Below are 22,202 nucleotides of genomic sequence, written 5' to 3'. Positions count from 1 at the left end.
CCGGACGGACGCCTTCGGCGTCCGTTTTTCATTCGGGCGGCCGTCGCGCCGCCCATCGCCTTCCCCGCCTTCCGAATGCCGCCGATGACCTTTTCCGCCGCACTCTTCGACATGGACGGCCTGCTCGTCGATTCCGAGCGAACCATCATGAACACGTGGATCGACGTGTCGAATGCGCACGGCGTCACGCTGACCACCGCCGACTACCTGCAGATCGTCGGCCGCTCGTTCGCCGAAGGCCAGGTCATCCTGGCACGGCTGATCGGCAACCCCGATACGTTCGACGCAGTACGCACCCGCGTGCGCGAGCAGCTCGCGGCGCCCGAACCGCATCCGAAATTTCCGCTGAAGCCCGGTGCGTTCGCGCTGCTCGACGCACTCGCGCAGGCCGGCATTCCGTGCGCGGTCGCGTCGTCGTCCGCGGGCGACGTGATCCGCACACGGCTCGACGCGGTCGGCGTGCTGCCGTTCTTTCGCGCGATCGCCGGCGGCGACGAAGTCGCGCGCGGCAAGCCCGACCCGGCCGTCTACCGGCTCGCGGCCGAACGCCTCGGCGTGCAGGCACACACTTGCGTCGCATTCGAGGACAGCGACTTCGGCGCGCAGTCGGCCGCCGCCGCAGGCGCATCGGTCGTCACCGTGCCCGACCTGAAGGCGCCGACGCCCGAAATCGTCGCGCTGAGCCTGCACGTGCTTGCATCGCTCGACGATGCGGTCGCGCTCGTGCCGTCGTGGTTCGGCCTGCAGCGCCCGTAGCCACCCGCACGATCAGCACGCTGCTGCCGAATGCAAAACGGGCACCTTCGGGTGCCCGTTTTGCTGTCTCGCCGAACAACCGGCATCGCCATTGCGCTTATTTGTTGCCGGCCGTCTCCGACAGCCGCTTCATCGTCGCGATGCGCGCGCCGATCAGGTCGACGCGGCCGTCCTCGCCGACGAGCGGCGCCGTCGCATCGCGGAACCCGACCCACGCGCGCTGCGCGCGTACGAGCGTCGCGGCCGAGTGCGCGGGCATCTTGCGGCGCAGCTTCTGGTAATAGCGGTTCAGGTCGAACAGTGCGTGCTCGCACGCGGCGTCCTGCTCGCACGGTCGCACACGGCGCACGGCCGGATCGCGCGGCGTGTTCGACGGCTTGCCGTTCGGCTTGGCCGCGCCCTGGTCGGCGCTCGCGCCACCCTGCGCGCCGCTCGTGGCCGCCACCGGCACCGCGGCGGGTAGCGGCGCATAGCGATCGGCCGCGCCGCGCAGCGCCAGCGCGCGGTCGCGCACGGGCTGCAGCTGCAGGTCGGCACTCGACATCGCGTACGACGTGCCGCGCGTGGTGTCGTACACCGCCTTCAGCAGCTGCACTTCGTCCTTGCGCCACGTGAGCCAATGGCGCTGGCTGTCCTGCCAGCCGCGCTTCGCGTCGGCCGGCGCATCCTTCAACAGGCGCTGGTACGCGCCGTCCATCACGGCCTGCCACTGCTGCTGCGCTTCGCCCATGCACTGGATCTGGCCGGCCGGCGAAGACCGGTCGCGCCGCGCGAGGCATTGCCGCATCGCGACGTCGATCGGGTCGGCCGCCGCGACTTCCGCGTGCGCGACACCCACGCCCGCCAGCCCCGCCGCCCCTGCCGCCCAGACGACGAGCGCGGCCAGCGCCGCGCGCATCGCCTGGATTCGTCCGTGCGTCGCCATCAGTCGCGCACGCAGTCGACGAAGTACTCGACGCGGCCGTTCACCTCTTCCGCGACGAGGCCGTGGATGTCGGTGTGGAAGCCCGGGAAGCGTTCGTTGAAGTCGCGCGCGAACCGCAGGTAGTTCACGATCGTCTTGTTGAAGCGCTCGCCCGGGATCAGCAGCGGAATGCCCGGCGGGTACGGCGTGAGCAGGATGCTCGTCACGCGGCCTTCGAGCTCGTCGAGCGGCACGCGGTCGATCTTGCGGTGCGCGAGCTTCGCGAACGCGTCCGACGGCTTCATCGCCGGCTCCATGTCCGACAGGTACATCTCCGTCGTCAGGCGGGCGATGTCGTTCGCACGGTACACGTCGTGGATCTGCGTGCACAGGTCGCGCAGGCCGACGCGCTCGTAGCGCGGATGCTGCGCGACGAATTCCGGCAGCACGCGCCACAGCGGCTGGTTGTTGTCGTAGTCGTCCTTGAACTGCTGCAGCTCGGTCACCATCGAGTTCCAGCGGCCCTTCGTGATGCCGATCGTGAACATGATGAAGAACGAGTACAAGCCGGTCTTCTCGACGATGATCCCGTGCTCGGCCAGGTACTTCGTGACGATCGCGGCCGGAATGCCCGTCTCGCCGAACTCGCCGTCGACGTCGAGCCCCGGCGTGATGATCGTCGCCTTGATCGGGTCGAGCATGTTGAAGCCTTCCGCGAGCGGGCCGAAGCCGTGCCAGTGGTCGTTCGGCTTCAGCATCCAGTCTTCGCGCGAACCGATGCCCTCTTCGGACAGGTCGTCCGGGCCCCACACGCTGAAGAACCAGTCGTCGCCATATTCGGCGTCGACCTTGCGCATCGCGCGGCGGAAGTCGATCGCCTCGGCGATCGATTCCTCGACGAGCGCGGTGCCGCCCGGCGGCTCCATCATCGCGGCCGCGACGTCGCACGACGCGATGATCGCGTACTGCGGGCTCGTCGACGTGTGCATCAGGTACGCCTCGTTGAAGCGGTGCTTGTCGAACGTGCGGTTCTCCGAATCCTGCACGACGATCTGCGATGCCTGCGAGATGCCCGCGAGCAGCTTGTGCGTCGAGTGCGTCGCGAACACGAGCGCACCCGTGCGCGGACGGCCATCGCCGATCGCGTGCATGTCGCGGTAGAAGTCGTGGAACGTCGCGTGCGGCAGCCAGGCTTCGTCGAAGTGCAGCGTATCGAGCAGGTCGCCGAGCAGATCCTTGATCATCTCGACGTTGTAGACCACGCCGTCGTACGTGCTCTGCGTGATCGTCAGGATGCGCGGCTTCATCTCCGGATTCTGGCGCATTGCCTCGCGCGCAAACGGGTTCGCCTCGATCTTCTTGCGAATGTTCTCCGGCTTGAATTCGTCGCGCGGAATCGGCCCGATGATGCCGAAGTGGTTGCGCGTCGGCGTGAGGAACACCGGAATCGCGCCCGTCATCGTGATCGCGTGCAGGATCGACTTGTGGCAGTTGCGGTCGACCAGCACGATGTCGCCCGGCGCAACCGTCGCGTGCCAGACGATCTTGTTCGACGTCGACGTGCCGTTGGTCACGAAGAACAGGTGATCCGCGCTGAAGATGCGCGCCGCGTTGCGCTCGGACGCCGCCACCGGGCCCGTGTGGTCGAGCAGCTGGCCGAGTTCGTCCACCGCGTTGCAGACGTCCGCGCGCAGCATGTTCTCGCCGAAGAACTGGTGGAACATCTGGCCGAGCGGGTTCTTCAGGAACGCGACGCCGCCCGAGTGGCCCGGGCAGTGCCACGAGTACGAGCCTTCGTCCGCATACTTCACCAGCTCCTTGAAGAACGGCGGCGCGAGCGAGTCGAGATAGACCTTCGCCTCGCGGATGATGTGGCGCGCGACGAACTCCGGCGTGTCCTCGAACATGTGGATGAAGCCGTGCAGTTCGCGCAGGATGTCGTTCGGCAGGTGGCGCGACGTGCGCGTCTCGCCGTACAGGAAGATCGGGATGTCCGCGTTGCGGCGGCGCACTTCGGTGACGAACGCGCGCAACTCGATGATCGCGGTCGCGAGTTCGGGCAGCTCGCCGTCCGAGCCCGTTTCGCCGAGCATGAGTTCGTCGTCGTCGATCGACAGGATGAAGCACGACGCGCGGCTCGACTGCTGCGCGAACGACGTCAGATCGCCGTAGCTCGTGAGGCCGAGGACTTCGACGCCCTCCTTCTCGATCGCTTCGGCCAACGCCCGGATGCCGGAGCCCGAGATGTTCTCGGAGCGGAAATCTTCGTCGATGATGACGACGGGAAAACGAAACTTCATGGGCGATTCTCCAAAAAGAACGACCGCGGCGCGTCACGCGCAGCGGTCACCCGGAAACCGGTGAGACGATATGCAACCAGATCAGGTTTTCGGCAGCGTGACACCGCGCTGACCCTGATACTTGCCGCCGCGATCGGCGTACGACACGTCGCACACTTCGTCGCTCTCGAAGAAGAGCACCTGCGCGACGCCTTCGTTCGCGTAGATCTTCGCGGGCAACGGCGTGGTGTTCGAGAATTCCAGCGTGACGTAGCCTTCCCACTCGGGTTCGAACGGCGTCACGTTGACGATGATCCCGCAGCGCGCATAGGTCGACTTGCCGAGGCAGACCGTCAGCACGGTGCGCGGGATGCGGAAATATTCGACGGTGCGGGCCAGCGCGAACGAGTTCGGCGGGATGATGCATACGTCGCCCTTGAAATCGACAAACGAGCCCTCGTCGAAGTTCTTCGGATCGACGATCGTCGAGTTGATGTTCGTGAAGATCTTGAATTCATCCGCGCAGCGGATGTCGTAGCCGTAGCTCGACGTTCCGTAGCTGACGATCCGGCGGCCGTCCTCGGACGCACGCACCTGATCGGGCACGAACGGCTCGATCATCTTGTGCTCTTCGGCCATGCGCCGAATCCATTTGTCGGACTTGATGCTCATGCCAGCCTCCGCAGGGCCGTCCCAAGAAGGCTGGCCGTCCCCTCGGGGGACAGCAAACGAAGTGAGCGTTGGGGTCGTTGCATATTCGGGGCGCCAGGAAACGCTGCGTGACGGGAAACGGAGGCCGCCGATTCAGGACGGCGGCCGGGGAAAGGCCGACATTTTACGCGATCATCGGCCCGCGCACGCGGCGGCCGTCAACGGATCACGCCGCAGGCGAGCGCGGGCCCCGCGCCATGCTGCGGAAACGCGGGATCGCTTGCCTCGCGGTGTACCAGCGCCGCGCGGTTCATCGCCGAGCGCACACCATCGAGGGCCAGATCGGGCGCGACGATGAAGCCGGCCGCAACGCCGTTCGCATCCGCATGGATGTTGCCGAGATCGCCGGCGACGCGAGCGCCCGCGCGCAGGCGGTCGGCGGCCGGCGCGAACACCTGGCCGGCGCTCGAGCCGTCGCCCGCGTTGCAGTCGCCGCGTTCGTGCACCTGTAGCGCGTGATCGCTGTTCGGCGGCAGGCCGGCCAGGTTGTAGGTGACCTGTACGCCGTCCGGACGCTCGACGAACGTCACCGCGCCGCGCGCCTGCGAGCCGACCGTCGGCTGCAGCTGTGCGTCGGCCCGTTTTTCGTGCGACGAGGAAAAGGAGGTGCAGCCGGCCAGCAGGCCCAGCGCGGCGGCGGCCAGCAGCGCGCACTGCACGCGGCCGGCGTGCACGCCGTGATGTCGTTGTTTCATTCGATCCTCATGCCGGCTGGCAGCCGTTTGACACGACGGCCGCGCCGGGCGGGTAAAGGGACCCGGGAAAAGTCGCCATGATACCGCGCCTCGCGGCGCCGTAAACAGCCTGAGGCCCCGCCCCGCAAGGGTTTTACGTATTTTGAACAACGATCGACGGGAACTTCGACGTCATGTCGCGCGATCGCTCGGCAATCGCCAGCGCGACCCCGCGCGCGATGTCGCGGTAGCGACGCGCCAGCGCGCCTTCGGCATCGGCCACGACCGTCGGCGTGCCGCTGTCGGCGCGCTCGCGGATCGCGATGTCGAGCGGCAGGCTGCCGAGCACGTTCACATCGTAGTCCTTCGCCATCCGCTCGGCCCCGCCGGCACCGAAGATGTGCTCCTCGTGGCCGCAGTTCGAGCAGATGTGGATGCTCATGTTCTCGACGATGCCGAGGATCGGAATCCCGACCTTCTCGAACATCTTCAGGCCCTTCTTCGCGTCGAGCAGCGCGATGTCCTGCGGCGTCGTGACGATCACCGCGCCCGTGACGGGCACGCGCTGCGCGAGCGTGAGCTGGATGTCGCCCGTGCCGGGCGGCATGTCGACGATCAGGTAGTCGAGCTCGCGCCAGTTGGTCTGGCGCAGCAACTGCTCGAGCGCGGAGGTCGCCATCGGGCCGCGCCACACCATCGGGTTGTCTTCCTCGATCAGGAAGCCGATCGAGTTCGCCTGCAGCCCATGGCCGATGAGCGGGTTCATCGACTGGTTGTCGGGCGACTCGGGACGCTGGCCGTGGATGCCGAGCATCGTCGGCAGCGACGGGCCGTAGATGTCGGCGTCGAGGATGCCCACCGACGCGCCTTCCGCGGCAAGCGCGAGCGCGAGGTTGACGGCCGTCGTGCTCTTGCCGACGCCGCCCTTGCCCGACGCGACCGCCACGATGTTCTTCACGTTCGGCAGCAGTTTCACGCCACGCTGCACCGTGTGCGCGACGATCTCCTGCGACACGGCGATGCGCGCGTCGCGCACGCCGGCCACGGCCTGGAGCGCTGCGGTGACGCGTGCGCGCACGTCGTCGTGCTGGCTGCGTGCGGGATAACCGAGCACCACGTCGAGCGCCACGACGTCGCCGTCGATCGCGACGTTGCGCACGCCCTTGTTCGCCGCATACGGACGGCCGGTATTGGGGTCGACGACAGCCGCCAAAGCGGTGTCGACTTGTGCCCGGTCAATGCTCATCGAAACTCCGTGAAAACGTTTTTCTCGCGCGCAAACGTCAAAAAATATCAAATTACGCTGCGAAAATCGGGAAAAGTGAAAGAATCTGTTGCACGCCATTGCGCGAACGCGCGACCCGGCGCACTCTTCGCGTGCGGCATGCTATGGGGCCAAATCGGCCACTAACCGCCTATATTGTAGAGGCTGACGCGTCGCCCTGTCCGAACAGCCACGCTGACGGACAGGACATGCGGCCACCTCGGCGGCTGCCGCGAGCGCAGGCCTGCCCTCCTTTATCGGGCGGCCCGCGCAGGGAGCCGTAACTATCGTTGTCGTCGTTGTCGACTCGTTCAACCAAGAGAGGAATCCAAGATGAACATGAAAATCGCGACCCGCTTGTCCGTCTTCGCATTGGCCGGCGCACTGCTGGCAGGCTGCGCTACGCAGCAAGGCAACAACACGGCCGTCGGTACCGGCACGGGTGCGGCGCTGGGCGCAGGCATCGGCGCGCTGGCGGGCGGCGGCAAGGGCGCGGCGATCGGCGCGGGCGTCGGCGCACTGGTCGGCGGCGTGACGGGTTACAACTGGCAGGCGATCAAGAACAAGCTCGCGCCGTCGGCAGCGCAGACGGGTACGCAAGTGACCGAGCAGCCGGACGGCTCGCTGAAGCTGAACGTGCCGAGCGCGGTGACGTTCGCGACGAACCAGTACGCGATCACGCCGGCCTTCACGCCGCTGCTGAACGACCTGGCGACGACGCTGAACCAGAACCCGCAAGTGACGGCATCGATCGTCGGCTACACGGACAGCACGGGCTCCGCCCAGCTGAACCAGACGCTGTCGCAGAACCGCGCGCAAAGCGTCGTGAACGCACTGGCGCAGCGCGGCGTGAACGCCGGCCGCCTGTCGGCGCAAGGCATGGGTGCATCGAACCCGATCGCGGACAACGCGACCGAAGCCGGCCGCGCACAGAATCGCCGCGTCGAAATCTACCTGCGCGCAGCGCAGGCGCAGTAAGCGCACGACGAGGGGAAAGCGCGGGCCCGCTGCCCGCGCAGCCCCGCCGGACAAGGTTTCCGGCGGGCTCGGTAACAAATCGAAAAAAATTTTCGAACTTCTGCCGCAGGCCGTGGTCAGTATTTACGGTACGCGGCTGGTGTTGCCGGCGCGTCACCATTCTCCTCTTGTCGTTGTTGCTCCGGGGCCGTATCCGCCCCGGTTTTTTTTGCCCGCAGAATTCGTGTTGCGTCGCAGCACATCTCCACCGGGCACGCCGCTTGCGCGGCCCCGCCCGTTCCCGCGCCCGGCCAAGGGCGCCTGCCCGCGTCGCTGGCGCGCGCCCCTGCTAGAATCGCAGTTTCCCGTCGTTTTTCCGCTGTTCCTCTACAGACCCTATGTCCGCATCCGACCTCACTTCCGTGCAGGCTGCGGCGCCGCAAGGCGGCCGCCAGATCCTCGTTACGTCCGCACTGCCCTATGCCAACGGGCAGATCCACATCGGCCACCTGGTCGAGTACATCCAGACCGACATCTGGGTGCGGGCGCTGCGAATGCATGGCCATGAGGTCTACTACATCGGCGCCGACGACACGCACGGCACGCCGATCATGCTGCGCGCGGAGAAGGAAGGCTTGACCCCGAAGCAGTTGATCGACCGCGTGTGGACCGAGCACAAGCGCGATTTCGACAGCTTCGGCGTGTCGTTCGACAACTTCTACTCGACCGATTCGGACGAGAACCGCGTGCTGAGCGAGAAGATCTACGTCGCGCTGCAGGACGCCGGCTTCATCGCCGAGCGCGAAATCGAGCAGGCGTACGATCCCGTCAAGGAAATGTTCCTGCCGGATCGCTTCATCAAGGGCGAGTGCCCGAAGTGCCACGCGAAGGATCAATACGGCGACAACTGCGAAGTGTGCGGCTCGACCTACCTGCCGACCGAACTGCTGAACCCGTATTCGGTCGTGTCGGGCGCGACGCCGGTGCGCAAGACGTCGAAGCACTACTTCTTCCGCCTGTCCGATCCGCGCTGCGAAACGTTCCTGCGCGAATGGGTGAGCGGCCTCGCGCAGCCGGAAGCGACCAACAAGATGCGCGAATGGCTCGGCGACGCCGGCGAGGCCAAGCTCGCCGACTGGGACATCTCGCGTGACGCGCCGTACTTCGGCTTCGAGATCCCGGGCGCGCCCGGCAAGTATTTCTATGTGTGGCTCGACGCGCCGGTCGGCTACTACGCGAGCTTCAAGAACCTGTGCGACCGCAACGGCGTCGATTTCGACGCGTGGGTGCGCCCGGGCTCGACCACCGAGCAGTATCACTTCATCGGCAAGGACATCCTGTACTTCCACACGCTGTTCTGGCCCGCGATGCTCGAGTTCTCGGGCCACCGCACGCCGACCAACGTGTTCGCGCACGGCTTCCTGACGGTCGACGGCGCGAAGATGTCGAAGTCGCGCGGCACCTTCATCACCGCGCAGAGCTACATCGACACGGGCCTGAACCCCGAATGGCTGCGCTACTACTTCGCCGCGAAGCTGAACGCGACGATGGAAGACATCGACCTGAACCTCGACGACTTCCAGGCGCGCGTGAACAGCGACCTCGTCGGCAAGTACGTGAACATCGCGAGCCGCGCGGCAGGCTTCCTGATCAAGCGCTTCGACGGCCGCGTGCAGGACAGCGCGATGAACCATCCGCTCGTCGCGAAGCTGCGCGACGCGATCCCGCAGATCGCCGCGCACTACGAAGCACGCGAGTACAGCCGCGCGCTGCGCCACACGATGGAGCTCGCGGACGAAGTGAACGCGTACGTCGATGGCGCGAAGCCGTGGGACCTCGCGAAGGATCCGGCCAACGCGGTCGCGCTGCACGAAACCTGCAGCGTGAGCCTCGAGTCTTTCCGCCTGCTGTCGCTCGCGCTGAAGCCGGTGATGCCGCGCGTGGCCGAGGCCGTCGAGTCGTTCTTCGGGATCGCGCCGCTCGCATGGGCCGATGCCGCGAAGCCGCTGTCGTCGGAACAGCCGATCAAGGCGTACCAGCACCTGATGACGCGCGTCGACCCGAAGCAGGTCGAAGCGCTGCTCGCCGCGAACCGCGATTCGCTGCAGGCCGAAGCCACCGGCGCGGCCGCCGCGAGCGCCAATGCCGCGAAGGATGCGAAGAACAACGCCAAGGCGAACGCGAAGCAGGCTGTCGTGAACGGCGCCGACGACGCACCCATCTCGATCGACGATTTCGCGAAGATCGACCTGCGCATCGCGAAGATCGTCGCGTGCCAGGCCGTCGAGGGCTCGGACAAGCTGCTGCAGCTCACGCTCGACGTCGGCGAGGAAAAGACCCGCAACGTGTTCTCTGGCATCAAGTCCGCGTACCAGCCCGAGCAGCTCGTCGGCAAGCTGACCGTGATGGTCGCGAACCTCGCGCCGCGCAAGATGAAGTTCGGCCTGTCCGAAGGGATGGTGCTTGCCGCGTCGGCTACCGACGAGAAGGCCGAGCCGGGCCTCTACATCCTCGAGCCGCACAGCGGCGCGAAACCCGGCATGCGCGTGAAGTAAGCCAGGCGCGCCGCCGCTTGCACAAAAAAGCCTCGCACGATTCGTGCGAGGCTTTTTTCATGGCTGCTCGCCGCGCCGTGCGCGCCCGCCGTCACTGCTGAACCACCGGTCGAAGCGCCGCGTATAGTTCAGGTCGACGCCCTGGAACGTGCCGCCGTATGCGGACACCGACCAGAAGCGCGTCAGGTTGATCGTCGCCTTGAACGCGTTGGCAGCCGATTGCAGGCCCTGCTCGAAGCCGAGCACGAAGCGCTCGTTGATCGCCTTCGACACCAGCACGACCTGCGGGTCGGTCAGGCCGACTTCGCTGCGGCCGACCGAGACCTCGTCGAGACCGAAGGTCTGCGCGACGCGCTTGCCGGTCACGCTGCCGAGCAGCCCGAGCGCCGCCGTCATCGCACCCTGCTGGCCGACGTTGTTGCCCTGGTCGGTGCCGTGCCCGAACAGCAGCCACGACAGCTTTTCGTTGTCCGTGACGTTCGGCTCCGACACGAGCTTGACCGTCAGCGACTGGATCGTGCCCGTCACCTGCACGCCGGCCTCGACCTCCTGGTTGCGCCGCATCGCGAGGATGTTGACGCCCGGGTTCGACACGGGACCGTTGAACGTGAAGAAGCCGTTCTCGACGGCGAGCTTGCGCCCGAACGACGTATACGTCGACCCCTCGGTCACGCGAACGTTGCCAACCGCGCGCAGCGGCACGCCCGGCGCACTCATCACGGTGATCGTGCCGCGCAGCCCGAGATCCGCGCCGTGGCCCTTGAAGCGGAAGTTGTTGCCGAGGCCGATGTCGATGTTCGCGCGCGGCGCGAGCGACGGCGCCGGCTTGTCCTCGACCGGTTTCGGCTTCGCGACCGCGGTGCCGGTCGGCGTCTCGCCGCGCACCGTGCCGCCCGGCTGCATGATCACCACATCGTCCGACAGGTGCGGCGCCGACTCCTCGGGCAGGTCGAACAGCGCGCGGTCGACGACGAACTTGCCGTCGATCGACAGCGCGCCGCGCGGCCCGTCGTTCGCGACGGTCGCCTTGCCCGACAGCGACAGCTTGCGATCCGGCGCCGCGAACAGTTCGAGCTTGTCCGCGACGATGCTCGCGGTCAGGTCGGGCGCTTCGCCGTCGAGGCGCACGCGGCCGAGTGCACGCAGCGTGCCGTCGCCGCCGTGAAATTCGACCTGCTGGAATTCGACGAGGTTCTCCGACAGCTTGATGCGCACGATGCCGTCCTTCAGCTGCACGCCCTGGTCGATGAGCGTCGCGGACAAATCGTCGCCCGTCAGCATCCCCGACAGGTTCGGCTTCACCGGCGTGCCCGCGACCGTCAGCTTCAGCGCCGCGCGCCCGCCGAGCAGGTAGCTCGGCCCGAACAGGTTGCCGGTCGTCTTCAGCGACGGGAGGTCGGCGTCGATGCGGCCCGACAGCGGGCCGTCGTCGACCACGCCGAACATGCCGTCGCGCAGCGCGAACGGCACGATGACGTTCGCATCGAGCGTGCCGATCCGGCTCGCCTTCGCGAGCGCCGTCACGTTGAGCCGGTTGCCGGGCGCGAAGCTTGCGCGCGCGGACAGGTCGGTCAGCCCCAGCGACGCGATGCCGCGCCCGCTCTCGATCGTCACGTCGCCGCCGCGACGCTTCACCTGCACGTAGCCCGACGCGTTCGCCCCAAGCGAGAAATCCCAGTCGGCGTCGAGCACGACGTCGGTCCGCACCGGCGGCCGCTGGCCCGTCAGCGCCTGGCGGACCTCGAGGAAACGCGCGACCGACGCACCGCTCACGGAGCCCGCCGAGCGCATCTGGCCGTGATCGAACACGAACGACTTCAGGTCGATCGCCGCGCCTTCGAGCGTGACCCGCGTCGCGCCGAGCGTCACGCGGCCGGCGCCGGCCGACACGGTCAGCGGCGACTGCAGTGCGACGGCCGGTGTGCCGCGGTTCGCGAGACGCGTGACGGTGCCGTCCCAGCGCATCCCGTCGCGGCTCTCGACCACGCCGCCGTTCGCCGCGAGCGTCAAGTCGATCACGCGGCCGCCGGCCATCCCGAGTGCCGACGCGTCGAGCGTGTGCTTCGCGCGCGTGCCGTCGAGGTTCGCGCGCAGCGATTTCAGCTTCAGCGAGCCGAGCGCGATGTCGGACGCGTCGGCCGTGAACACGAGCGCGCCGTGCGCGCCGTCGCGGATGTCCGCGCGACCCTGCGCGGCACCGATCCGGTTCGAGCCGACGACGACGTGCTCGGCCTTGTAGGTGGCCGTCACGTTCGGGTGCGCGAAGCTGCCGGTCAGGTCGCCCTGCGCCTGCACCAGCCCTTCCACGCCGAAGCCGAGCCGGTCGAGTTGCGGCGCATCGACGACGAAGCGCAACCGGTCGCCGGGCGCACCGAAGCTGCCGCGCAGGTCGACATGATTGCCCGCGATCGACAGGTTCGCGTTGCTCGGCAAAATGCGCGAGCCGGCGAGCTGCACGACGCCGGCGCCGGTCAGCGGCACACCGTCGTACAGGCTGTCGCCGAGCTTGAAGGTCGCTTTCGTCGACACCTGCGGCGCGAACGCGCCCGATGCCGTCAGCGTGCCCGATACGCGCGTCTCGCCGCGCCGGGCCGGCGCCTTCGCAGCCTTGGCGGGCGCCTTGCCGCCCGCCGCCTTCGGCGCGCTCATCGCGGCGAGCAGCAGCGGATCGAATGCGGTCAGCGTCGCCTTGGCGTCGTAGCTCGAATGCGCATCGTGGCGGAACACGCCCGTCAGGTCGATTCGGCCCTTGCCCGCCGTCACGCGCGCGTCGGTCAGCACGGTCTGCTGCGGCGTCAACGCAACCTTCGCGCGCGCGCCGAGCGCGAGCTTCGGATCGTTCAGGTTGAAGTCGACGGTCGTCACGTCGCCGGCGAGCGTCACGCCGAGCGGGCCACCCAGGCGCATCGGCCGCAGCTCGGCGACGAACGCATTCAGGTCGAGGTTCGCGACCTTCAGGTCGAAGCGGCCCTTGCCGCCCGTCAGCGTGCCGTTGCCCGTCACGCTGCCATCGCGGATCAGCTTCAGCGCAAGCGCGTCGATCCGCTGCGCATGCGCGTCGAGATGCACGTTCGCGTGCGCGTCGATCACCGGCAGCAGATGGTCGCCGAGCGTGCCGGGCTTCGCGTTGACGATCGACACCGGGCCCGTCACCGCGAACCCCTTCGCGGGCTCGGCCCCGGCCGGCGCGGTCGCGGGCGCGAGTTCCGCGCGCACCGCGAGATCGGCGGCCGGCGCGCCGGGCGCGAGCGCCTGCGGGTTCACGTGATCGAACGCGAGCGACGCGCGCGTGAGCGGCACCGCGCCGAACGGCGCGGCCTCGACGTGCGCGCGCCCGTTCAGCTTCATCCCGCTCGCGTCGACGTCGGCGACGAGCGCCTCGAGCGAGCCCGACACGCGCGCGCGCGCATCGACCGGCTCGTCCGACAGCTTGCCCGCATAAGTGGCTTCGCCCGTCAGCGCGAACGGCTTCACGCCGTCGAGCTTCGCGCGCGCGGTCAGCGCGCCGTACGGCGTATCAATGCCGTCGAGCACGAGTTCATGGTGACGGCCGTCGCTGCGGCCGTTCAGCGCGATATGGTCGAGCTGCGTCGTCGAACCGCCGTCGTGGATCGCAAGGCGATCGATGCGCAGGTCGTCGATACGCAACTGCAGCGGCAGGCTCAGGTCCTGCGGCGTCTTACTCGGCGTCGACGGCCCGGGCGCGATCCGCACGTCGATCGTGCCGGCGCGCAGATAGGCGATGGACAGCCGCCACGGCGCGCGGGTCAGCGCCCAGCGGCCGTCGAGCCGGTCGATGCGGATTTCGGTGCCGGTGCCGTCGGGGCTCGTCCAGGCAAATCCGCGCAACCGCACGCCGGTCGCGAGCGAGCCGCCGTCGAGCGTGCCCGCGAGCCGCGTGCCGAGCACACGCTCGGCTACCTGCCACGCGAGCCGCGTGCCGTGCTCGGTCGTCACCGCGGCCAGCACGAGCCCGGCCGCCAGCACGACGAGCAGCACGACCGTCGCGAGCGTCCACGCGACGAACCGCCCGATTCGCGCGACGGGCCCGCGGCGCGGCGCACGCGGCGGCGCGTCGGGCACGCCGTCTGGCGAGTCCGGATCGTGAGGCGGCGGCGTGTCGTTCGGGTCCTTCGTCATGCGGTTCGTCGATGAAGCAGTACGGTCAGAAAGCGATGCCGAGCGTCAGGTACGGGCGCACGCTATGGTTGCGCAACCCGTACGCGACGTCGACGTTGATCGGGCCGACGGGGCTGCGCCAGCGCGCGCCGATGCCGACACCCGGATAGAACACACGCTCGCCCCACGCATCGGTGGCAGTACCGATGTCGAAGAACGTCGCGGCGCCCCAGTCGCGGTTGAACCAGTGCTGGTATTCGGCGGTGCCCGTCATCAGGTACTTGGTCGGCAGCACGGAGCCGTCGACGCTGTTGCCGATGCTCTGGTAGCCATAGCCGCGCACCGAGTTCGAGCCGCCCGCGCGGAACAGCAGCGACGCCGGCACGCCGGTCGAGCTGCCGCTCGTGAACACACCGCCGAGTTCCGCACGGAACACGAACAGGTCGCGCTTGCCGATCGGCAGGTACTGCTGGCCGCGCGCGTAGCCGCGGATGAAGGTCTGGTCGGTCGCCACGCCCTTGATCGCGAAGCCGGCCTCTGCATGGATCAGGTTGCCCGAGCGCGGGAACAGGGGATCGTCGACATTGCGGCGCGTCCACGCCCATTGCGGCACGAGCGCGCGGCTCGTGGTCGGCCCCGCGCCGTTCTGGTCGAGCCGGTCCTGGTAGTACATCAGCGAATACGCATAGTCGATGAACTGGCCGGTGCGCGTGCGCTGCACGCCGACCCGCGCGCTGTAGATGCGCGTGTCCGACACGTTGGTGTTCGTGTACGACGCGAGCACGCTGTTGGTCCAGCCCTTCTCGCCCGGCGGCATCGACAGCTGAACCTGGCCGTATTGCTGGATCTGGTCGAGCCGGCCCGATACGGTCAGCGGCCACGCGGCGCCGAACGTGTCGAGATACGTATAGGAGCCCTGCACGTGCGGCCCGGTATCGGTGGCAAAGCCGACGCCGCCGCGGATGTTGTTGTACGGAAACTCGCTGACCTTCACGTGCACGGGCGTGCGCTCGGGCTTCGCCGTATCGTCGCCGACGTCGATCGCGACGCTCGCGTAGTACGGCGTGTTCTGCAACTGCCGCTGCAATTCGGTGATCCGCCGCACGTCGTAGATCTCGCCTTCCGACAGCGGATTGACGTTCGTGACGATCTTTTCCGGGTAGCGCCGCACGCCGTCGACATCGACCTTGCCGATCGTAAACGTCGGCCCGCTGTCGAACGTGACCGCGAGCGTCGCGCGCTGCGTGCTCGGGTCGATGCGTGCCTCCGACGACGCGATCTTCGCGCCGAGATAGCGGCGCGACTGCAGTTGCCTGAGCGCCGCGCCCTTCGCGCCGTCCCAGTCGGACTGCGTGAACGGATCGCCCGGCTTCAGCGAAAACGCGAAACGGGTCGCGGCTTCCTGCTTCGGATCCTCGGTGTCGACGGGCCCCTTGAACGTCAGGTCGACGGTCGACACGACCGTCTGCTTCCCCGGATCGACCGCGATGCGCACGTCGCGCTTGCCGTCGCGCGTGCGCACGTCGGTGCGCACGACCGGCGAGAAATAGCCGGCCGTCGCGGTCAGGTCGCGCACCTGCTGCGGCGTGGCGGTGACGAGGAAGTCGAACTGGTCGTCGCTGATGTCGTCGCGCTTCGCGAAGCGCGCGATATCGAGATGCGACTTGAGCAGCTTGCGTACCGAGCGCGGCGCGTCGATGTCGACGTCGTACTTCGCGTGGGCCGGCAGCGCGAAGAACGCAGCAAGGCAACCCGCGAGGGTTGCCCGCGCGGCGCGGGCCGCGGCGCCGGCGCGATTGCATTCCACGCGCGGGCCCGCGTCATGTGCCGTATGTGCTTGCTGGTTCGACTGCCCCGCCAAATATGACCTCGCCCTCGGTTATCACGGTTTTGTGGAAAACCCTGTATTTGACCACAGGGTGCTGGCGTCAAAGCTTAATGTTTGTAAACCGCCGCGCGAGCGTGCGTGCCCGCAACGCCATGCCTGACGGCGCGCTTGTGGGCGCCGACTGCACGCCTGCACGCGGATTCGACGCGCGATTGCCGCCGGCTGTTCCCGCGATGCGGTAAAATCCCGCCATCGTGAATCCGGCGCATCGTGCGCCGCCCGAAACGGAAAACCCAGCCATGCCGTACCAGTCCGATGTCACGCAGTTCCTGAACCAGCTCAAGCAGCAGAAGCCGACGCTCGAGGAAGAGCAGCGCAAGGGCCGCTCCCTGCTGTGGGACAAGCAGCCGATCGACCTCGAAGAGCGTGCCGATCAGCAGGAATCGCGCGTGAAGCAAACGTCGTACGTCTACTACCAGAACTTCTGACGACGTGAGCGCCGCCGACGAGGCCGGCACCGCCCGGCAGGACGACGCGATCGCCGCGCCCGCGGGCGCCGATTCGACGCCCGACACGGTCGACGGAGTCGCGGCATTCGCTCGCCTGTACGGCGAGCCGCTCTTCAAGCTGCCGCAGGATCTCTACATCCCGCCCGATGCGCTCGAGATCTTCCTCGAGACGTTCGAAGGCCCGCTCGACCTGCTGCTCTACCTGATCCGCAAGCAGAACTTCAACGTGCTCGACATCCCGATGGCGCAGGTCACCGCGCAATATCTCGGCTATGTCGACCAGATCCGCACGTCGAACCTCGAGCTCGCCGCCGAGTACCTGCTGATGGCCGCGATGCTGATCGAGATCAAGTCGCGGATGCTGCTGCCGGTCAAGAAGGCCGACACCGGCGAGGAAGCCGAGGATCCACGCGCCGAACTCGTGCGCCGCCTGCTCGAATACGAGCAGATGAAGCTCGCCGCGCAGCGGCTCGACCAGTTGCCGCAGCTCGGCCGCGACTTCCTGCGCGCCGAGGTCTACATCGAGCAGAGCGTCACGCCGCGCTTCCCCGACGTGAATTCGGACGACCTGCGGGCGGCATGGGCCGACGTGCTCAAGCGCGCGAAGCTCGTCCAGCACCACAAGATCTCCCGCGAGGAGCTGTCGGTGCGTGAACACATGAGCCTGATCCTGCGCCGGCTGCAGAACGCGCGCTTCATGGAGTTCGCCGAGCTGTTCGACACCTCGCGCGGCGTGCCGGTCGTCGTCGTGAATTTCATCGCGATGCTCGAACTCGCGCGCGAATCGCTCCTCGAGATCACGCAGGCCGAGCCGTTCGCGCCGATCTACGTGCGTCTCGCGTACCTGCCCGCGTAACCCCCGCGCCCGCCCTTCCCGCTTTCCCGATTCATCCCGGCACACTCGCCGCTCCACCGCAGCCCGACGCGGCCGCGCGGGCCGTTGCCGGCGCGCCCGATTAAAAAGTGAACGATCGTTCTTTTTTCGATGCGTTTGGCGGCCAAATCCTCTACAATCCGCCGACGCCCGATGCGCCGCCCGCGCGCCGGCGTTCTCCGCTTCGACCCCGACGCCGCTGCTGCGGCGCCAACGCGCGCCAGCGCGAGGAACCCGCTACCCGATCATGAAAGTCATCAGCTCGATCCATGAACTGCGCGACCAGCTGCGCGGACAGAACCGCACGGCGTTCGTGCCGACGATGGGCAACCTGCACGAAGGGCACCTGTCGCTGATGCGCCTCGCGCGCCAGCACGGCGACCCGGTCGTGGCGAGCATCTTCGTCAACCGGCTGCAGTTCGGCCCGAACGAGGATTTCGACAAGTATCCGCGCACGCTCCAGGACGATATCGAGAAGCTGCAGAAGGAAAACGTCTACGTGCTGTTCGCGCCGACCGAGCGCGACATGTACCCGGAACCGCAGGAATACCGCGTGCTGCCGCCGGACGACCTCGGCGGGATCCTCGAAGGTGAATTCCGGCCCGGCTTCTTCACCGGCGTGTGCACGGTCGTGGCGAAGCTGATGGCGTGCGTGCAGCCGCGCGTCGCCGTGTTCGGCAAGAAGGACTACCAGCAGTTGATGATCGTGCGCCGCATGTGCCAGCAGCTCGCGCTGCCGGTCGATATCATCGCCGCCGAAACCGTGCGCGACGAAGACGGGCTCGCCCTGTCGTCGCGCAATCGCTACCTGTCGGCCGACGAGCGGAAGGAAGCCCCCGAACTCGCGAAGACACTGCAGCGCATGCGCGAAAGCGTGCTCGGCGGCGAGCGCGACCTCGGCAAGCTCGAAGAATCGGCCCGCACGCATCTGTCCGGCCGCGGCTGGGCGCCCGACTACATCTCGATCCGCCGCCGCGCGAACCTGATCGCGCCGAATGCGGCCGAGCTCGAAGCCGGCGAACCGCTCGTCGTCGTCGCAGCCGCGAAGCTCGGCGCGACGCGCCTCATCGATAACCTGGAAATCTGACGGGCCGCCCGCCCGCGCCTCTCACGACGCATCACGGAGACACCATGCAGCGCCATATGCTCAAATCGAAGATCCACCGCGCGGCCGTCACGCACTGCGAGCTGCACTACGAGGGCTCGTGCGCGATCGACGAAGACCTGCTCGAAGCATCGGGCATCATCGAAAACGAACGGATCGACATCTGGAACATCAACAACGGCGAGCGCTTCTCGACGTACGCGATCAAGGGTGAGCGCGGCAGCGGGATGATCTCGCTGAACGGCTCGGCCGCGCGTCGCGCGCAGCTCGGCGACCTCGTGATCATCGCGGCATTCGCGATGGTCGACGAAGCCGAACTGCAGGCCGGCTGGAAGCCGAAGCTCGTGTTCATCGACGACGGCAACAAGATCAAGGGCCACCGTGATCACGTGCCGACGCAGAACTGGACCTGACCTGACCGGCCACCCGCGCGCCCTGGCGCGCGGGAGCGGCTGCGCCGCTTGCGGTCGAAGGGCCGGATTCCGTGCTCGACGGAATCCGGCCCTTTCTCATTTCATCGCGCACCGGCCCGGCGGCCCTGCGATCAGGACGCCTTGGCGGCCTTCGGCTCGCGGCGCTCCGCCCATGCGACGATCGGCCGCCACTGTTCGAGATCCTTCTCGACCCGGCTTTTCGCGACGTCCCACAGCGTGAGGCCATGCGCGGCGATCTGCACGTAGTTCTGCGTGTCGCGCACGTAGCCGAGCACCGGCAGGCCGAGCCCTTCGACGAACCGGTGAAGCTGGTCCGACGAGCGCGTGCGCGCATCGACCCGCATCCCGACGATCCCGACCTCGACGCTGCCCTTGCGCACCGCCTTCTCGCCGGCGAGGCGCTCCAGAAACTGCTGCGTGGCCAGGATATCGAACATCGACGGCTGCAGCGGCACGATCACCCTGTCGGCCAGTTGCAGCGCGACGTTGAGCCGGTTGCCGTGCAGGCCGGCCGGTGTATCGATCACCGCATATTCGAGGCCGCGCGGCGGCTTCGTCGGCGCGTCCGGATCGAGCTCCCATGACTCGATCGCCGGCAATCCGGCCGGTCGCAGGTCGAGCCAAGCATGCGCGGACTGCTGCCGGTCCAGGTCGGCGAGCGCGACCCACGCGCCCTGCGCCGCGAAATAGCCGGCAAGATTGGTGGACAGCGTGCTCTTCCCCACGCCGCCCTTCGGATTCGCCACCACGATCACCGTCATGAATTCCCCCGAAAAGGCCGCGCGGCGCCCGCCGCATGGCAGGCGCCGCTCGATTGCGGATACAGGGAGCGATGATATCGGCAAACGGGGTGTCACCGGAACGGGTTGCGCCGCACCGTGTGGGCTTACTTATCCCTTACGCACGCTGAACCGCGGCCTCCCGTGCGCCGAGCGCGAACGCGCCGCCGCCCAGCAGCGCCTGCACGGCAAGCGTGACGGCCCAGAACGCCGGATATTCCCAGCCGCCGTTCGGTGACGCGAAGCTCCAGCCGTTCGGCAGATGCGCGGCGGTCGCGCCGAGCATGAACGGCAGCAGCACGAGCGCGGCAACGCGCACACGGAAGCCTGCGAGCAGCGCGAGGCCGCCGGCCAGTTCGACGAACGTCGTCAGGTACGCGAGCCAGCCCGGCAGGCCGATCGACGCAAAGAACTGCGCGGTGCCGGGCAGCGTGAAGACGAACACCTTCTGTGCGACGTGCGCGAGGTAAAGCACGCCGAGGGCGACGCGCAGCAGTGTCGCGGCGAAATCGTTGAGGCGATTGGGGTTCATGGCGAATTCCTTCGTGAGTGGTATGAATGGATTGCACTCTATTCGAATCAATTCGGCCGATAAACGCGCCAATTCGCTTTAACTGATTCCGTACGGGAATGAATTGGGTCGTAAAAAGGGGCATGACCGATCATGCCCCGCACACTATCTCAATAACCGTAACCGCTCTTCCCTTGTGTGGCGTCGCCGGAACCGGGCTGGCTGCCGCTTGATCCGTACGAATCGCACGCATGCGCAACCGCCGACGCGCCCAGCAGCGCCGCGAGCAGCACGCTCCACCACCATCGAGCCTTCATCGCCGCACTCCTCCAGGCGGACATCCGCCCTCCTCTGTTGTATGCGATCGGGCGGAAAAAGCGAGGGCCGGTAGCCGGCGCGTCAACGAAACTCCGCGTACAGCGCGTCGAGGTCGAGATGGTCGGCGAACGTGTCGGCCAGCCGCTCGAGCGATGCCTCGCGCAGCGCCGGATAGTCGATGCGTGCCGCGCCGTCGAGCCCGGCCCACGCAAGCAGCGCCGTGCACGCGTCGGGCGAGTCGAACAGCCCGTGCACATAGGTTGCGAGAATCCGGCCATCGGCGGAAACGGCGCCGTCCGGGCGCGTGCCGCCCAGCGCATCGTCGGCCGCCAGCGTCAGCGCGGGCGCGGCGAGCGCAGGCCCGCGCGTGTCGCCCATGTGGATCTCGTAGCCGCGCACGGCCGCCTCGCCCGGCAACGCGAGATGCCCGGCAACGTTCTTCAGCGTCTTGTCGGGCTGCAGCGTCGTGTCGAAATCGAGCAGATCGAGCCCCGGCATGCTGCCGGGTGCGCCTTCGAGGCCCAGCGGATCGTCGAGCGTGCGGCCGAGCATCTGCATCCCGCCGCAGATGCCGATCACCTTGCCGCCGTAGCGCAGGTGGCGACGGATCAGCGTGTCCCAGCCCGCCTCGCGCAGCCACGCGAGGTCGCGCTGCACGCTCTTCGAACCGGGCAGGATCAGCAGGTCGGCGTCCGGCACGGGGCCGCTCTTCCAGTACGTGAATTCCACCTGCGGATGCGCGCGCAGCGGATCGAAATCGGTGTGGTTGCTGATGCGCGGCAGCGCCGGCACGACGACGCGCAGCACGCCGGCGTCGCCGCGTGAGGCGGCGCTGCGCGCCTGTGCGGGCAGCATGTCCTCGGCATCGAGCAGCAACCCGTGCAGGTACGGCAGCACGCCGAACACGGGCTTGCCCGTCTGCGCGCGCAGCCAGTCGAGCCCCGGTTCGAGCAGCTTGAAATCGCCGCGGAAGCGGTTGATCACGAAGCCGCGCACGCGCGCGCGCTCGCTGTCCGACAGGCACGCGAGCGTACCGACCAGGTGCGCGAATACGCCGCCGCGGTCGATGTCGGCGACGAGCACGACCGGGCAGTCGACACGTTCGGCAAAACCCATGTTCGCGATGTCGCCGTCGCGCAGGTTGATCTCGGCCGGGCTGCCGGCGCCCTCGACGATCACCGTGTCGTAGCCGGCGCGCAGGCGCGCGTACGACTCGAGCACGGCATCGAACGCGACCGGCTTGTAGTCGTGATACGCGCGCGCATTGAGGTTCATGCGCGCCTGGCCGTGAATGATCACCTGCGCGCCGCGGTCGCTCGTCGGCTTCAGCAGCACGGGGTTGAAATCCGTATGCGGCGCGACGCCCGCGGCCAGTGCCTGCAGCGCCTGCGCGCGGCCGATCTCGCCGCCGTCGGCCGTCACCGCGCTGTTGAGCGCCATGTTCTGCGGCTTGAACGGCGCAACGCGCGCGCCGGCGCGGCGCGCCAGCCGGCACAGGCCCGCGACGAGCGTGCTCTTGCCCGCGTCGGACGTCGTGCCCTGGATCATCAGCGTGCCGCGCGGCCGCGGCTCGGGTGCATTCATCGTGTAAAAGTCGTCGCGAAGCAAAGGCCGCATTATCCCCC

Annotated in this window: 18 protein-coding genes; 7 read left to right on the top strand and 11 right to left on the bottom strand. The window is 67.8% G+C overall.

Annotated features, from left to right (window positions below; translation table 11 throughout):
- The first annotated feature begins 84 nt into the window (after positions 1 to 84).
- On the top strand, positions 85 to 756 hold the full coding sequence (locus tag B7G54_RS23010) for an HAD family hydrolase (protein ID WP_085041215.1): 672 nt from the start codon (positions 85 to 87) through the stop codon (positions 754 to 756).
- A gap of 97 nt (positions 757 to 853) precedes the next feature.
- Here B7G54_RS23010 and B7G54_RS23005 read toward each other — a convergent pair whose 3' ends face one another.
- From B7G54_RS23005 to apbC, 5 genes are all read right to left on the bottom strand, one after another.
- The gene (locus tag B7G54_RS23005) at positions 854 to 1,681 is read right to left on the bottom strand and encodes a lysozyme inhibitor LprI family protein (RefSeq protein ID WP_085041167.1); all 828 of its coding nucleotides are present in this window, start codon (positions 1,679 to 1,681) and stop codon (positions 854 to 856) included.
- Positions 1,681 to 3,960 carry an arginine/lysine/ornithine decarboxylase gene (locus B7G54_RS23000; RefSeq protein WP_085041166.1) on the bottom strand — a complete coding sequence of 760 codons (2,280 nt, stop codon included), beginning with the start codon at positions 3,958 to 3,960 and terminating at the stop codon, positions 1,681 to 1,683. Before B7G54_RS23000 ends, B7G54_RS23005 begins: the two co-directional genes overlap by 1 nt.
- Positions 3,961 to 4,041: 81 nt before the next feature.
- Positions 4,042 to 4,611, bottom strand: coding sequence for a dCTP deaminase (dcd, locus tag B7G54_RS22995; RefSeq protein ID WP_006398615.1), 570 nt, complete (start codon positions 4,609 to 4,611; stop codon positions 4,042 to 4,044).
- A gap of 197 nt (positions 4,612 to 4,808) precedes the next feature.
- Positions 4,809 to 5,345: a superoxide dismutase [Cu-Zn] gene (gene sodC / locus B7G54_RS22990; RefSeq protein ID WP_085041165.1), complete on the bottom strand. Its 537-nt coding sequence runs from the start codon at positions 5,343 to 5,345 to the stop codon at positions 4,809 to 4,811.
- A 133-nt stretch (positions 5,346 to 5,478) separates the two neighbouring features.
- On the bottom strand, positions 5,479 to 6,570 hold the full coding sequence (gene apbC / locus B7G54_RS22985) for an iron-sulfur cluster carrier protein ApbC (protein ID WP_085041164.1): 1,092 nt from the start codon (positions 6,568 to 6,570) through the stop codon (positions 5,479 to 5,481).
- A gap of 351 nt (positions 6,571 to 6,921) precedes the next feature.
- Between apbC and B7G54_RS22980 the strand changes: the two genes are divergently transcribed.
- Together B7G54_RS22980 and metG are read left to right on the top strand one after the other, a co-directional pair.
- Positions 6,922 to 7,566 (top strand): YiaD family glycine zipper/OmpA-like lipoprotein, encoded by a 645-nt coding sequence (locus B7G54_RS22980; protein WP_085041163.1) that lies wholly within the window; start codon positions 6,922 to 6,924, stop codon positions 7,564 to 7,566.
- A 377-nt stretch (positions 7,567 to 7,943) separates the two neighbouring features.
- On the top strand, positions 7,944 to 10,100 hold the full coding sequence (metG, locus tag B7G54_RS22970) for a methionine--tRNA ligase (RefSeq protein ID WP_085041162.1): 2,157 nt from the start codon (positions 7,944 to 7,946) through the stop codon (positions 10,098 to 10,100).
- A 57-nt stretch (positions 10,101 to 10,157) separates the two neighbouring features.
- Here the strand turns inward: metG and B7G54_RS22965 are convergent, their stop codons facing one another.
- Both B7G54_RS22965 and B7G54_RS22960 read right to left on the bottom strand, forming a co-directional pair.
- The gene (locus tag B7G54_RS22965) at positions 10,158 to 14,240 is read right to left on the bottom strand and encodes a translocation/assembly module TamB domain-containing protein (protein WP_085041161.1); all 4,083 of its coding nucleotides are present in this window, start codon (positions 14,238 to 14,240) and stop codon (positions 10,158 to 10,160) included.
- 25 nt (positions 14,241 to 14,265) lie between these two features.
- Positions 14,266 to 16,080 carry an autotransporter assembly complex protein TamA gene (locus B7G54_RS22960; protein ID WP_085041160.1) on the bottom strand — a complete coding sequence of 605 codons (1,815 nt, stop codon included), beginning with the start codon at positions 16,078 to 16,080 and terminating at the stop codon, positions 14,266 to 14,268.
- Positions 16,081 to 16,346: 266 nt separating this feature from the next.
- On the opposite strand from B7G54_RS22960, the gene B7G54_RS22955 reads away from it, so the two are divergent.
- The 4 genes from B7G54_RS22955 to panD all read left to right on the top strand — a co-directional run bounded on the left by B7G54_RS22955 (position 16,347) and on the right by panD (position 18,948).
- Positions 16,347 to 16,535 (top strand): DUF3460 family protein, encoded by a 189-nt coding sequence (locus B7G54_RS22955; RefSeq protein WP_034178757.1) that lies wholly within the window; start codon positions 16,347 to 16,349, stop codon positions 16,533 to 16,535.
- Between the two features lie 4 nt (positions 16,536 to 16,539).
- Entirely contained in the window at positions 16,540 to 17,412 is an 873-nt protein-coding gene (locus B7G54_RS22950; protein ID WP_085041159.1) for a segregation and condensation protein A, read from the top strand.
- A 265-nt stretch (positions 17,413 to 17,677) separates the two neighbouring features.
- Positions 17,678 to 18,517, top strand: coding sequence for a pantoate--beta-alanine ligase (gene panC, locus B7G54_RS22945; protein ID WP_085041158.1), 840 nt, complete (start codon positions 17,678 to 17,680; stop codon positions 18,515 to 18,517).
- Positions 18,518 to 18,561: 44 nt separating this feature from the next.
- On the top strand, positions 18,562 to 18,948 hold the full coding sequence (gene panD / locus B7G54_RS22940; RefSeq protein WP_039368025.1) for an aspartate 1-decarboxylase: 387 nt from the start codon (positions 18,562 to 18,564) through the stop codon (positions 18,946 to 18,948).
- 131 nt (positions 18,949 to 19,079) lie between these two features.
- Here the strand turns inward: panD and B7G54_RS22935 are convergent, their stop codons facing one another.
- The 4 genes from B7G54_RS22935 to B7G54_RS22925 form a co-directional block, all read right to left on the bottom strand.
- Positions 19,080 to 19,730: a ParA family protein gene (locus B7G54_RS22935; RefSeq protein WP_085041157.1), complete on the bottom strand. Its 651-nt coding sequence runs from the start codon at positions 19,728 to 19,730 to the stop codon at positions 19,080 to 19,082.
- A 136-nt stretch (positions 19,731 to 19,866) separates the two neighbouring features.
- The gene (locus B7G54_RS22930; RefSeq protein WP_027786730.1) at positions 19,867 to 20,280 is read right to left on the bottom strand and encodes a DoxX family protein; all 414 of its coding nucleotides are present in this window, start codon (positions 20,278 to 20,280) and stop codon (positions 19,867 to 19,869) included.
- Between the two features lie 149 nt (positions 20,281 to 20,429).
- Complete coding sequence (locus B7G54_RS39130) at positions 20,430 to 20,576, bottom strand: hypothetical protein (protein WP_165765604.1); 147 nt, start codon at positions 20,574 to 20,576, stop codon at positions 20,430 to 20,432.
- A gap of 82 nt (positions 20,577 to 20,658) precedes the next feature.
- Positions 20,659 to 22,161 carry a cobyric acid synthase gene (locus B7G54_RS22925; RefSeq protein ID WP_085041214.1) on the bottom strand — a complete coding sequence of 501 codons (1,503 nt, stop codon included), beginning with the start codon at positions 22,159 to 22,161 and terminating at the stop codon, positions 20,659 to 20,661.
- Between the last annotated feature and the right edge of the window lie 41 nt (positions 22,162 to 22,202).

The organism is Burkholderia puraquae, assembly GCF_002099195.1.
In the GTDB taxonomy this organism is placed as follows: domain Bacteria; phylum Pseudomonadota; class Gammaproteobacteria; order Burkholderiales; family Burkholderiaceae; genus Burkholderia; species Burkholderia puraquae.
Note: the sequence above shows the minus strand (reverse complement) of the source record. Positions and strands in the feature narration are given on the sequence as shown.